Source organism: Persicobacter diffluens, from assembly GCF_036244895.1.
Classification (GTDB): Bacteria; Bacteroidota; Bacteroidia; order Cytophagales; family Cyclobacteriaceae; genus Persicobacter; species Persicobacter diffluens.
Genome location: NZ_BQKE01000001.1, coordinates 430585 through 443451, shown reverse-complemented (window position 1 = coordinate 443451; position 12867 = coordinate 430585). Strand labels below are relative to the sequence as shown.

At 41.8% G+C, this 12867-nt stretch carries 12 protein-coding genes; 6 read left to right on the top strand and 6 right to left on the bottom strand.

What is annotated here, in order from left to right:
• Positions 1 to 19 precede the first annotated feature (19 nt).
• The gene (locus tag AAA970_RS01830) at positions 20 to 1141 is read right to left on the bottom strand and encodes a hypothetical protein (RefSeq protein WP_338235769.1); all 1122 of its coding nucleotides are present in this window, start codon (positions 1139 to 1141) and stop codon (positions 20 to 22) included.
• 267 nt (positions 1142 to 1408) lie between these two features.
• Between AAA970_RS01830 and AAA970_RS01825 the strand changes: the two genes are divergently transcribed.
• On the top strand, positions 1409 to 2614 hold the full coding sequence (locus AAA970_RS01825; protein ID WP_338235768.1) for an MATE family efflux transporter: 1206 nt from the start codon (positions 1409 to 1411) through the stop codon (positions 2612 to 2614).
• Here AAA970_RS01825 and rsgA read toward each other — a convergent pair whose 3' ends face one another.
• The 4 genes from rsgA to AAA970_RS01805 form a co-directional block, all read right to left on the bottom strand.
• Positions 2615 to 3541, bottom strand: a complete 927-nt coding sequence (gene rsgA, locus AAA970_RS01820; protein WP_053406062.1) for a ribosome small subunit-dependent GTPase A — start codon at positions 3539 to 3541, stop codon at positions 2615 to 2617. It abuts the gene before it with no gap.
• An 11-nt stretch (positions 3542 to 3552) separates the two neighbouring features.
• Positions 3553 to 4803 carry a 3-deoxy-D-manno-octulosonic acid transferase gene (locus AAA970_RS01815; RefSeq protein WP_338235767.1) on the bottom strand — a complete coding sequence of 417 codons (1251 nt, stop codon included), beginning with the start codon at positions 4801 to 4803 and terminating at the stop codon, positions 3553 to 3555.
• Between the two features lie 550 nt (positions 4804 to 5353).
• The gene (locus tag AAA970_RS01810) at positions 5354 to 5983 is read right to left on the bottom strand and encodes a peroxiredoxin (RefSeq protein ID WP_338235766.1); all 630 of its coding nucleotides are present in this window, start codon (positions 5981 to 5983) and stop codon (positions 5354 to 5356) included.
• A 262-nt stretch (positions 5984 to 6245) separates the two neighbouring features.
• Entirely contained in the window at positions 6246 to 6710 is a 465-nt protein-coding gene (locus AAA970_RS01805; RefSeq protein WP_053406948.1) for a Dps family protein, read from the bottom strand.
• A gap of 439 nt (positions 6711 to 7149) precedes the next feature.
• Between AAA970_RS01805 and AAA970_RS01800 the strand changes: the two genes are divergently transcribed.
• From AAA970_RS01800 to AAA970_RS01790, 3 genes are all read left to right on the top strand, one after another.
• A complete protein-coding gene (locus tag AAA970_RS01800; protein WP_338235765.1) occupies positions 7150 to 8361 on the top strand; it encodes a hypothetical protein in 1212 nt (403 codons plus the stop codon).
• A gap of 54 nt (positions 8362 to 8415) precedes the next feature.
• Complete coding sequence (locus AAA970_RS01795; RefSeq protein WP_338235764.1) at positions 8416 to 9333, top strand: PfkB family carbohydrate kinase; 918 nt, start codon at positions 8416 to 8418, stop codon at positions 9331 to 9333.
• A gap of 109 nt (positions 9334 to 9442) precedes the next feature.
• Positions 9443 to 9925: a hypothetical protein gene (locus AAA970_RS01790; RefSeq protein WP_053406067.1), complete on the top strand. Its 483-nt coding sequence runs from the start codon at positions 9443 to 9445 to the stop codon at positions 9923 to 9925.
• A 140-nt stretch (positions 9926 to 10065) separates the two neighbouring features.
• Here the strand turns inward: AAA970_RS01790 and prmC are convergent, their stop codons facing one another.
• Entirely contained in the window at positions 10066 to 10926 is an 861-nt protein-coding gene (prmC, locus tag AAA970_RS01785) for a peptide chain release factor N(5)-glutamine methyltransferase (protein ID WP_338235763.1), read from the bottom strand.
• Positions 10927 to 11152: 226 nt separating this feature from the next.
• Between prmC and AAA970_RS01780 the strand changes: the two genes are divergently transcribed.
• Together AAA970_RS01780 and AAA970_RS01775 are read left to right on the top strand one after the other, a co-directional pair.
• Positions 11153 to 11611: a hypothetical protein gene (locus tag AAA970_RS01780; protein WP_053406068.1), complete on the top strand. Its 459-nt coding sequence runs from the start codon at positions 11153 to 11155 to the stop codon at positions 11609 to 11611.
• A gap of 259 nt (positions 11612 to 11870) precedes the next feature.
• Entirely contained in the window at positions 11871 to 12671 is an 801-nt protein-coding gene (locus AAA970_RS01775) for a GIN domain-containing protein (RefSeq protein WP_338235762.1), read from the top strand.
• Positions 12672 to 12867 lie beyond the last annotated feature (196 nt).

Below are 12867 nucleotides of genomic sequence, written 5' to 3'. Positions count from 1 at the left end.
ACTTCTGTTGATATTTCCCCTACAGTGCATTTATAGAGCGGCTGTCGATATCATATTTATTGTATTTTATGGCCAGCTTTTTATACTTGCTAAAATCCGCTGAATTCCCTGTTGCCTCGGCATATTTAGCCAACTCAATATAAGTCACGCATAAGCCGTGGTCAGAGGGATGCTCCTGCTTCAAAAAATACTTTTCGGCCTCCAGTAAATAGGTTTTCACCTGTGGATCCTTTGGATTGTCTTCTGAGAGAAAACGCGCCATAAAGGTGTAAGCCGGCGCTTTATACAATAAAATATTCTGCTGGGTCAGCGCCCGTGCCATCTCCATTCTTTGTCCATCCTCTTTCTCTAAATAGGCCAGGTTTTCCAGATACATGCAACGGAAATAGGGATTATTCGGAAAATGAGTTATCAAATACCGGGATTGCTGCAAAGCACTTTTGGCATCCATTCCGTAGCGTAGCTGCAAATGAAACAGGTACTGCCTCGCCTCCACTGCTGTAAAAACGCCATTCTCGGTGGCATAAGCCATTTGTTCCAGTCCTAATTCAATATCCCCACTTTTAAAAAACATCATAAAAGGACGGTATATGGGGTTATTTTGAGGAAACTTTACTCTGTAAAAATTATACAGGCCGGTAGTAAAATAGAAATCCGGAAACTGATCCATCAGTCCGAAGCCCTCCTTCACATAATTATAGAGCACTTTTCCATAATTAATCGCTTTCATCGAGCTTCCCTCATCAAACCAATATTCAGCAAACATTCCATTAAAGGTCAGGGCCGCAAATTTAGCCTCAGCACTTTCAGGGTATTTCGCCAGCAGCTCCAAAGTCAATTCCATACCTCGTTCTAAAAGGTGTACATACTGCGTTTCCAATTTATTGGCATCGGGTACAAATTTCTGTTTCCAAAAAAGTACCCGCGCTTTCAGTAGATATACCGTTGGGTGTTCGCCCAGGTAGGCATCTAAAGAATCGGCATAATCATTCGCCAAATCAAATTCAAAATTGTAAGTAGCATTCAGCCCCTTTTCGATATAGCGCATCGCACGCCTATCTTTTTGAATATTAATCTGATTCCCCGAAAAAGCGGGAAAGGAAAGGGTAACGAATAAAAGAAGAAAGATATTTTGCCTCATGTAAAGGAAATTAACCAACGAGCGATTTAAAGAAAAACCACCATAACGGGATTTATAAGTTCGCATAATTGGGGAAAATTGTGGAGCGGACAAACAAAAAACTGTTTTTTTGCGCTATTTATTTGAATAATTTTTAAATTTTATACCTCTACCTAACTATAATAGGATCTCATTTTTTATCGCCTGTAAACTGTTTTTGTTATCGAAGCTCTCAAAATTTTTAGTTCTGACTGGCTCAGCAAAGCGAAACTGAGCCTGAGTACCCTCTTGATTCGAATCATCACGCAGCTGGGTATCATTAAACTGTTTGCTGTATATTTTGGACCTTCCGGCATTGCATTACTGGCTCACTTTCAAAACTTAATTGAACTGATCACCCAGATCCCCAACGAAGGGATCAACCGGGCATTGGTGAAATTTTGGTCTAATCCTACTTTAGACGCAGGGCCGAGGCGACGGGTTTTCTATGCCGTAATTTCATATAATCTGATTATCCTTGTCTTTAGCTTTGTCCTGTTTTATGGATTAAAAAATATATTTCTGAAAGAGTTTTTAATTCTGGGAAATTCCGGACTTCCATTTGAGGGACTCTTCTTTACCGCAGCTATTCTCATCCTGATCCACCTTTTCCTGATGAGCGTAATTCTCTCGCACGGAAATGCGAAGACTTACACCCTTTTCAGCCTTTTGGGCATGATTCTCTCTTTTATTGCGGTGGCCATTTTTATTAATGAAGATGATCAGCAATTGGCCCTGCTTTCGGTGGCCTTCGGACAGGCCTTGGGCTTAATTCTCTCCATGAGCTATTCTGCTTATCACGGACTTATCCGGAAAATTCGCCCTGTAGAAACCAGTAAAGGCTCTATGGAAGCCGTTTGGGATTTTATTGCCATGAGCATTGGCGCATTTGTATTTGGTAAAATGGTGGAATACGGCGTACGGGAATGGGCAATGAATACCTATGGACTGGAACAGACGGGGCAGTGGCAATCGGTGGTCAAAATTTCCGAAAACTACCTGTTATTGTTTACGGGTACAGTAGGGGTAGCCTTTTTCCCAAAAGTAAACCAGCTTATCTTTTTCCCAAAAGAATTGCGCACCTACATTCGCGGCGTATTTGCCCTGGTAATCCCGGTGACTTTGGTGGGATCCCTCTTTATCTTTTTTGGTAAGGATATTCTTTTGATGGTACTTTTCAGTCACCAATTTTTAGAAGCAACCGACTTTTTCCTTTTCCAGCAAATTGGGGATTTCTTTTTTATCCTGAGCTATCTTCTCGCTTTTCTGGTCACGGCTCAATCCAGAGCCAAAGTTTATCTGAGTATACAATTTGGTGCTACCCTGCTTTATTTGGCCTTGGTAGCTTTCTTTTCCAGCCGTGATGGCATCGTGGGCATAGTCGAAGCCCATGCCCTGCGATCCATTATTTACTTTGGCGTTTTGCTCTTACTCAACAGAAGAATCCTGCTTTAGCTATCGGCGGTTATCATCGCCCTCAATCATACTGAGGTAGCTCAAATATCGTCCTTCATCGATATAGCCCTCTTTCATGGCTTCCCGCACCGCACAGCCCGGCTCGTGAATGTGGCTGCAATTGTAAAAACGGCATTCGCTCAACAAAGCACGGAATTCCGGGAAATAACCCGCAATTTCTTCTTCCTTGATATCCATTAAGCCCAGCTCTTTGATGCCCGGAGTATCGATTAAAAAAGTCCCCGGCTCAATTTCAAACATCTCTGCAAAGGTAGTGGTGTGCACACCCTTGTTCGCATAGGTAGAGATTTCCTGCGTCCATTGTTCTACCTCCGGTGCAATAGCATTAATCACCGTGGATTTCCCTACACCCGAATGTCCGGAAAGAATAGATACTTTTCCCTTGAGTAATTCCCTGAAGGCGTCCAGTCCATCCCCTTTTTTGGCAGAAATTGCCAGGCATTTATAGCCAAGAGATTCGTACAACTCCATCAGCTCTTCCTGAATTTCCAGCGCTTCCGGCACCAGGATATCAGACTTGTTAAACACCAATACTGCCGGAATATGGTAAGACTCACAAGAGACCAGGAAACGATCTATGAATCCCTGCGAGGTTCTGGGCATTACCAATGTACATACCAAAATGGCCTGATCCAGATTAGCCCCAATAATATGTCCGTGACGCACCTTTCGGGTAGACTTCCGAATCAGGTAATTATCCCGCTGATGAATTTCGGTGATCACGCCCGTTTCCTCCTCCGTTTCTTCCAACTCAAAAGTCACCCGGTCTCCCACCGCTAATGGGTTGGTGACCTTCAGTCCTTTTATTTTGAATTTTCCACGTAATCGGCAACGGTATACCTGCTCACTTTCTTTTTCTCGAACTTCATACCAGGAGCCGGTAGAGCGCATCACTAATCCTTCCATATTGTATTTGGCTATTTAATATAAGCTTCGCAAAAATCGAGAATTTGATCCGTAACGCCTAAATTTTCTTCCACATATGCACGTGAAGCCTCGGCGGCTTGACGCCTTTTCTCCTCATTTTGATAAAAATGATCAAATTGCTGCAAAAAGTCGCCAGCATCCTTGACCATAAATGCCCCCTGGCGCTTGACTAAATCTACGGCTTCTTGAAATTTTGTGTTTTTGGCAGATCTACCAAAAAAGATTGGTAAGCCGTAAGTGGCTGCTTCCAGAATATTATGAAGGCCTGCGCCAAAAGCTCCCCCGACATAGGCGAAGCTACCATAACGGTACAGGGAAGATAGCATTCCAAAATTATCAATGAGCAGCAATTTCTTATCCGCCACATTTTCCTCGGTGGCCAGGGAATAACGAATGCAAGGCACCTGGGCGTTTTGCTCCACTTCCTCCATCTCCTCTTTTTTCAGATTATGCGGTGCAATGATAAATTTCAGATCTTCATCCCCGCGGTTAATCAGGGGGTAAAGCACTTCCATATCCTGTGGCCAGCTGCTGCCCACCACTAATACACGATGTCCCTTCGCAAAATTCTCTACAATGGGTAAATCCACCGCCTGCTGGCATATTTCTTCCACACGATCAAACCGACTATCACCGGTTTTGCTAAAATTATAAATCTTGGCGTCTTCCAATAGCCGGACAGAAGTCTCGTTTTGAACAAAAAAATGATCGAAGCAATGCAGTGTGCGCAGAAAAAAGCTACCATACCACTTGAAAAAGATCTGATCTTCCCTGAAAATGGTAGAGAAGGAAAATAAAGGTATATTTTTCTGTGCGACCCGCTTCAGGAAATTATACCAGAACTCATATTTCACAAAGAAAACCACGGAAGGCTCCAGCGTATCCACAAAGCGCTTGGCATTCTGCCAGGTATCTATCGGTAGGTAAGTAATTAAGTCTGCCTCGGCATAATCTTTCCGGACTTCGTAACCAGACGGAGAAAAAAAGGTCAGGACCACTTTATACTGTGGATATCGCTTTTTAAAGCCTTCCAATACCGGGCGTGCCTGCTCAAATTCGCCCAGGGAGGCACAATGAAACCAGGCCACCGGAGCCGTATTTTCTCTTTTAAACCCAGCTATTCTTTCAATAACGCCTTTTCTACCATTGACGAATAGTTTTAATTTTTTGCTGAATAAGGCCGCAATTGGCAAGAGCGATTCCACCAGGTGGAAGAAAAAATTGTATATGAATTGCCCCATGGGTATTGGTTGGATGAAACCATCAACTGCCCAAAAGGCAGCAAATTTTACCCAAAAATAAAAAACCCCCCGATATTATCGGAGGGTTAGGAAAATTATCTTTAGCCGAATGATGCATGCATAAATCCTCATCTTGCCACAAGGCAGGAAAAATAAAGCAATAGTGCCCTATTTTAAGTTTTCCCTCGGAAGCGGCTGATGGCGGAAAAACAAGCTCACCCTATTTGGGGCGAAAAAAAGCAATAAAAAAATCTACCGTTCACTTAAAATAAGCTCCTCGAGTGGATTTTTTAATCTGCCAGTGCATTTTTCGGCTTAAGCCGGATTAATTCATGCTTAAATCCTCGTTTAACTGTAAGGCGGAAAAAATGAAGGAATTTTTCCTATTTCGAGTTTTTTCCAACGAAACAGATGAATGAGGAGAAAGCTAGCTTGTCCAAATTTGGGCTATTATAAATCAAAGAAAACAATCTATAATGAATTTGAAATAAGCTACTGGTGATTAGTTGATCAGTTTAGCGATGAATAATTCGGGTTAATACCAAAAGGCTTAATTAGCAGACAAATACTCTGCTACCCCTTCCTTAGTGGCTTTCATTGCTTCTTCGCCTTCTGACCAGTTGGCCGGGCATACTTCCCCATGCGCCTCAACGTGGTGCAAAGCATCAACCAAACGGATCATCTCGTCGATGTTACGACCCAATGGCAAGTCATTGATCGTTTCATGACGAACCACCCCTTTCTTATCAATCAAGAAGGTACCACGGAATGCTACCGGAATTCCCTCGAAAGTCAATTCACCTTCGTCATTGTATTCCCAGTCTCCGGCCAAAACGCCATAATTGTTGGCAATGGTTTTCGCCAAATCAGCCACTAACGGGTAAGTAACGCCTTCGATCCCCCCCTGATTTTTAGGAGTAGATAACCAAGCCAGGTGTGTTTCTTCAGAATCACAAGAAATACCCACAACCGCAACATTACGCTTTTCGAATTCAGCCAGTTTACTTTGGAAAGCCAGGATTTCAGTTGGGCAAACGAAAGTAAAATCTTTTGGGTAGAAGAAGAAAACCACTTCCTTCTCACCGATATACTGCTCTAAAGAGAAGTTTTCAACGATTTCATCACCGTTTACTACTGCAGGAGCCACAAATGATGGGGCTTTTTTTCCAACTAATGACATCTGTTATTAATGTTTTAGGATTTAAAAGATTTCAAATTAAACCCCAAATTATGGGGGTGCTCAGCGAAAATCAATTTTAAAGAAGGGAATTAAACATTGCTTTTCCTTATCCTAATATTAGTTTTAATGATAGTAGCCGAAAACGATCTTTAATGATCAAAAGCCAATTCGACTCCCTGCATTTTGTCTAAAAAAAACATGATTAAAAAAGAGGAAACCGAAATTATCGCTTTCCTCTTTTGACATTATTTGAAAGGATCAATTATCCCAAATAAGCATTCAGCATCCAGGCTGTTTTTTCCTGACCAGAGATATAATCTCCTACTAAAGTAGATGTACCTTCATCATCAGCCTCCCCTGCCAATTCCAAAATAGCACGCTCTTTAGAGATCAGGGTTTGAATATTTTTCAGGGTAATACTTACCGTATTCTCCGCATCAAAAACATCCACAGCAGGCTCTATTTCGGCTTTCGCCAAATAATCACCAAAGGAATGTATCGGCGTAGCACCTAAAGTAAGGATCCGCTCAGCAATCTCATCAATTTGCTCCTGCGCCTCGGTATACAGCTCTTCGAATTTCGCATGCAATTCAAAAAACTGCGGCCCCTTAATGTTCCAGTGGAACCCACGCAGGTTCTGATAATATAATTGATAATTGGCCAACAAATCGTTTAAAGCAAGGGCTAATTCGTCTGATTTGGCTTGGTCTAATCCGATAAAATTCATAATGATATTTTTTATTGTTTGTCTGTTATTTACTTCTATGATGATGCAAATGTAGTCCCGCCACATTCCTTCATCAAATCATAAAATCCAATGTCGAAATCATTGAAACCGATAAGCGAAAAGGCTAAGTATTATCCCAAAAATGAAACCCCGCCCTAACAGGCTTACGCTCAATAAATCGTCATTTTTCAGATTAAAAATTCCCACTATTTCTATTAAAAAAGACTAATGATTGTCATATTTTAAACTGATTCTAATTCAGGCACACCTAAACGTCTCTATGAAAATATTTTAACCACAAACCATTTTCCACTAATCCTGTCCTTTTCTGTGCGGTAGATTGCCCGCTTTTCGGGGCAATCGTTTTTTAAGCACCCATTTTGTGCTAACTTTGGTTCTTGCGCAAATTTTTCGGTAGAATCTCAGGTTCAGCTATATTATGCAATTAATTGAAGTAAATAATTCGGCATTGGAGAAAGCTTTTATTGACTTTCCCCATCCGCTATATAAAGATTACCCAAATTACATCCGCCCCCTGGACAAGGACATCGCGGCTGTTTTTGATCCTAAGAAAAATAAGTTTTACCAGCATGGGGAGGCCATCCGCTGGATGCTTAAGGATGAAAAGGGAAAATACATTGGTCGGGTAGCTGCTTTTTACAGCTCCACCACCATGAATAAAGACAATGACCAGCCCACAGGTGGCATGGGCTTTTTTGAGTGCATCAATGATCAGGAGGCGGCTTTCAAATTGTTTGATGCCTGCAAAGACTGGTTAACGGATAAAGGGCTGGAGGCCATGGATGGCCCGATTAATTTCGGGGAGCGGGATAAATGGTGGGGCCTGCTGATAGAAGGGCATGACCGCACGGCCAATTATGAAAACAACTACCATCCGGAGTATTATCAGGCATTATTTGAAAATTACGGTTTCAAAATATATTTCAAACAGTATACTTTTGGCCGCTATACTTTCGACCCGCTTTCGGATTTGATTCACCGCAGGGCTGAAAAAATCCTGAATACGGAAGGATACCGATTCGAGACGATCGACAAAAAGAATCTGGATAAATATACCCGCGATTTCACTACGGTATATAATGATGCCTGGCAGAATTTTGAGGGCGTTGCTTCCATCTCCTATGAACAAGCCAAAAGCCTGATGGAGCAGATGAAGCCCATTATGGATGAACGTTTGATTTATTTTGGATACTATTACGATGAACCTGTTGCCATTTACATCAACCTGCCGGAGGTAAACCAGATATTCCGCCATATGAACGGAAAATGGAATATCTGGCAGATGATAAAATTCAAATACCTTCAAATGAGAGGTGTCTCCAAACGCGTAATGGGGATGGTATTTGGGGTAGCTACGGCTCACCAGGGAAAAGGGGTGGAATCAGCTCTGATCATTGAAGCAGGAAAGAATGTCATCAACCCTGATGTGCACAATTATTCCGAGCTGGAGATGAACTGGATTGGGGATTTCAATCCGGCCATGATGCATTTGGCGAAAAACCTTGGCACTAAAATCGTAAAGACGCACCACACCTATCGCCTGATGTTTGACCCGAATAAGGAGGTGACGCGTCACCCAAGGTTGGGCTTCAAAAAGAAAGCGGCAGCAGTGACTGAAAATGCCAAATAATCGTTCTAAATTCAGTACGACATCCTATTGAAAGTATAAAAATATATATAAAACATGAGCTTATTATCCATTGGAACGGTGGCTTTTGACGCCATTGAAACCCCTTTCGGAAAAACTGATAAAATTGTTGGTGGATCCTGCACTTATATTGCCTTAGCAGCGTCCTACTTTATAAAAGAAGCCAACAACATTGTGGCAGTGGTGGGAGATGATTTCGGGAGCGACAATATCGCAGACCTGAACCGCCACGGTATTGATACCCAAGGCTTGCAGATTAAAGAAGGCGAGAAATCCTTCTTCTGGGCTGGCCGCTACCATAACGATATGAACAGCCGTGATACGCTGACCACGGAATTGAACGTACTGGAAAACTTTGATCCGGTCATTCCGGAGAGCTATCAGGATTGTCAGTATTTGATGTTAGGGAACCTGACACCCGCCATTCAAATTGAGACCATCAAGCGTCTGAAGAACCGTCCGAAATTCATTGCCATGGATACCATGAACCTGTGGATGGACATTGCGATGGATGATTTGAAAAAGGCTCTGACGATGATTGATATGTTGATCATCAATGATGAAGAAGCCCGCCAGCTGTCCGGTGATTACTCTTTGGTACGTGCGGCTCAAAAAATTCAGGAGATGGGCCCTAAGTATTTGGTGATTAAGAAAGGAGAGCACGGTGCATTGCTTTTCGGTGAAGGCCGTACTTTCTTTGCGCCAGCCTTACCTTTAGAGGAAGTTTTCGACCCTACCGGAGCGGGTGATACTTTTGCTGGAGGATTGATGGGATATTTGGCAAAGTCAGACAATGTAACTTTTGACAACCTTAAAAGAGGAATTATTTTCGGTTCAGCGATGGCTTCTTTTACGGTAGAGAAATTTGGTCCGGAAAGATTGAAGGATTTGGATGAGGCGACGGTAAATGCCCGTGTGCAGGAATTTGTAAACTTATCCCAATTTGAGCTATAAGCCGAAAAATATTATGCTGATAAAAAGCCGAATCCTTAAAGGGTTCGGCTTTTTTGGCTTCAATCGGTAAGCAGAATAAAAAACTAGAATATTTGATTAGCTTTGCGCTATGATTGAAAAAATTGAGGCGATTGAGGATCAGTTGAATAAAATTGGTCCGAAAGGGTATAAAACTTTGTATGAGGAAATTCGACAGGAACAGCCTTTATTGAGTGCTTTCTTTTTGGGTTTTAAAATGGATGGATACGGCAACTACCTCCAGGGAGCATTGCTCAGGGGCATTTTTGCGGTCTATCTGTATTATAAAGAGGAGGCGTTTTTTCAAAAGAAACTGGGCTATGCCGCTTTTAAGGAAATGCGGGATGAGCAATTACATTTCCTGGAATTTATGGAAAGCCAGCCGATGATGATATCAAAAGAGGACCTGACGGGTAAAATGGTGAAAGCCCTGGAGGACCAGCAGCTGTTTTCTTATATCATCCGTGGATTTGAAACTTCTCAGGCCTTTAATGGCTTACCACCCGAAGAGAAGGGAACCATTGCACTGGAATTTAAAGTATTGCTGGAATTGATTCAGCAACAGAAGAAATAATAAGTCAGGGGAATAACCGCCCGTTCCACCTATTAAAGCCTAATTATTGGTATTGACTTTGAATTAATATTTGACAATAGCGATGAATAGTTCAACTTATACCGAAAAAAGCCCGAAGTAATGAAAACTTCGGGCTTTTTTTATCGCTCTGCGCGCACGATGCGATCTTTTCCATTCAGGTCCCTCACAATCCGAACCTCTTCAAATCCTTTTTCCTCCAGCATGGCTTTAGTCTCTTTTCCATAAGCCTCATTGATCTCGAAATACAGCTTCCCGCCATCATTCAAATGATCCATGGCCAAATCAGCTATACGCTTATAGAATAATAAGGGTGCATCATCCGGCACAAAAAGCGCCAGATGCGGATCATATTTCAAAACATTTTCATGCATATCCGCTTTTTCTCTTTCGCAGATATAGGGCGGATTACTCACGATCACATCAAAAGTCTGCTGGAAGGGCAGGGCATCTTTCAGCACATCCATCTGCTCGAATTCCACGGCAGCATCCAGATAAACCGCATTTCTTCGGGCTACGAACAAGGCCTTTTCTGAAATATCCACCGCAAAAGCATCACAATGTGGCATTTCCAGGTCAAGCGTTATCGGAATACAGCCGGTTCCAGTCCCAATGTCCAGTACATTAAACAAGTCGCCCTGGTTCTCTTCCAAAATCAATTGTACCAACTCCTCCGTCTCCGGCCGTGGAACCAAAGTTTCAGGAGTCACAATAAATTTACGATTGAAAAAAGGCGCAACGCCAGTGACATGCTGCAAAGGCACATGCTTTTTCAGTTGCTCCACCGCATCCCATAATTCATCCCATTCTTCTTCCACTAATTCCAATGGCGCGTCAGTCAACACGGCCGTTCGGTCAATCTCAAACAAATCTTCCAACAAACCATAGGCTACACTCTCTGCTTCGCGTTCTCCTAATGCCTCCAAAAGGGCCTTGGCAATATATTGTTTAAGGGCCTTAGCCCCTTTTAATCCTTTATCCATACGACCGCAATTTACGAAAATTCCAACCAATTCATGGCTTCTTTCACGCATAGCACCGCGTACAAAAAAACCACTACCCGTGATTTTTGCATCAAAAAAGATACAAATCAACCCTTATCCCTCTTTAGCGTTAAAAATTGGGGTCGAAAATGATACGTTCGTCATTTTGTTTAATCATTAATCTAATAAAATCGTTAAATAATAATAAATAAAAACTATTACGCAGATGGCCTCCTACGAATCACCCGGACTAAGTTTTACATTATCTAAAAGGGATCAATTAGCGACTGTTTCTTTTCGGGATGTCATTGAAGAGGCCGAATTCCATTACTTAAAAGAACAAATCGCTCCTTTCATCCAACAAAGCAAATGCTGCAAGTTCATTCTCGATTTAAGTCAGCTCACCCTCCCAACCTTCAAATTTTTCCATAAATCCATAGAAGAATTCCTATTTCATACCACTCGTCATTTTTGGTGTTGTAAAGTAGTAGTAGTGACCGGTGCCAGAATGGATCAAATAAGTGCCTTTAACTTATGGATGCTCCAAATAGAAAACCTGGCCACTAATATGAATACCGACACCCTGGTCAGAATGCCGAGCGCCGACTATTGGAATCAAAAATGCGTCATGAAGTGTCAACAAAAAGGTTTGGCAGGCATCACCTTTAAACTTCCCTCCAAATAGCATGTTTAATAATAAATGATTAAATTCTATTTACTTAAAAGCATCACTAACACTTTCAAACAAAAATGACCCTGCTTCTTGTCGCAATCGCCTTTATTACACCCTTTATAGCCGGAGGGATCATTCTTTGGTACATCATGAGTGGAGAAAAGAAGACCAAATAACCCCTGCTGTTTTAGCTCTCTCCTAAAAATGCCCATCAGGTAAACACAAAAATCAAAATCATGACTAATTTTGGGATTAAATATTTACATCCCATATGAAAAATAATACCTCAAGCCCAAAGCTGGTATTCCTTTTATTGCTCATTACTTTAGGCTTTTTTTCTTGTAGTGATCCTGATGTAAAGGAAGGAGCGCTATTACCATTCTCTCAAATCAGTACTTATAATGATGTCAGTATTCATTTGGTCAACGGCCCTCACCGCATTGATATACTCGGGGAAGGATCTATTTCCACTGTAAAATGGGAACAAAATGGTGCACACCTGCACCTGAAGGAAATCAATGGATTAAATCCGGATTACAGCATCGTTCAAATTTCCACTCCTTCTCTGGAAAGTATTTGTTTGAAAAATTCGAGTCAAATTTATATTCCGGAAGAATTTTTCACTTCAAAAACTTTAAACCTCCAAATCCTGGATGCCGGCAGATTAGAAACCAATGATCGTTTCATTGTGGACTCGCTAATTACTATAAAAGCCAGAAATGCTGCTCGTATCTATATTCATGAGCTCTCTGCCCGTCTTGCTGAATTTGATATACACGATGGAAGCCGAGTAGATGTTGGTGGGCAGGTGAATGCGCTGGTGGATCTCCGGGTACGGAATGGCGCCCGTTTTCATTTGGATGGAGACGACCATTGGTTTATAAATAATCCGCTTTCTGCCCCAAAATTTCAAATTCATCTAACTGATGGGGGGAACGCATGGGTGCATGCTACCGACACTTTGCAGGCTTTGGTGAAGAATGGGAGTCACTTGTATTATAAATCCCTTGAAGGCCACCTCCACATTGAAAAGCAGGACGGAGGAAGTGCGACCATTAAGGAGGAACACTAAAAAATAAGGCTTTTCCGTTAATGGAGCTTAAAATTAGGATCCAGGCACCATTACTATTCTACCAAAACAATCCTAATCAATGCGATAATACTTAGAATTATTCAAATGAAAAAGGCTTTTAAACAAGCGCCTAAAAAGTAAATTTTAGCCACTTTTTTATAAATTGGCACCTTAACAAAAGCGATTATCCCTAATT

Coding starts and splice junctions, on each gene's coding strand:
- AAA970_RS01830 (WP_338235769.1), bottom strand. CDS start 1,141: ATGAGGCAAAATATCTTTCTTCTTTTATTCGTTACCCTTTCCTTTCCC.
- rsgA (WP_053406062.1), bottom strand. CDS start 3,541: ATGGAAGGATTAGTGATGCGCTCTACCGGCTCCTGGTATGAAGTTCGA.
- AAA970_RS01815 (WP_338235767.1), bottom strand. CDS start 4,803: ATGGGGCAATTCATATACAATTTTTTCTTCCACCTGGTGGAATCGCTC.
- AAA970_RS01810 (WP_338235766.1), bottom strand. CDS start 5,983: ATGTCATTAGTTGGAAAAAAAGCCCCATCATTTGTGGCTCCTGCAGTA.
- AAA970_RS01805 (WP_053406948.1), bottom strand. CDS start 6,710: ATGAATTTTATCGGATTAGACCAAGCCAAATCAGACGAATTAGCCCTT.
- AAA970_RS01800 (WP_338235765.1), top strand. CDS start 7,150: ATGCAATTAATTGAAGTAAATAATTCGGCATTGGAGAAAGCTTTTATT.
- AAA970_RS01795 (WP_338235764.1), top strand. CDS start 8,416: ATGAGCTTATTATCCATTGGAACGGTGGCTTTTGACGCCATTGAAACC.
- AAA970_RS01790 (WP_053406067.1), top strand. CDS start 9,443: ATGATTGAAAAAATTGAGGCGATTGAGGATCAGTTGAATAAAATTGGT.
- prmC (WP_338235763.1), bottom strand. CDS start 10,926: ATGGATAAAGGATTAAAAGGGGCTAAGGCCCTTAAACAATATATTGCC.
- AAA970_RS01780 (WP_053406068.1), top strand. CDS start 11,153: ATGGCCTCCTACGAATCACCCGGACTAAGTTTTACATTATCTAAAAGG.
- AAA970_RS01775 (WP_338235762.1), top strand. CDS start 11,871: ATGAAAAATAATACCTCAAGCCCAAAGCTGGTATTCCTTTTATTGCTC.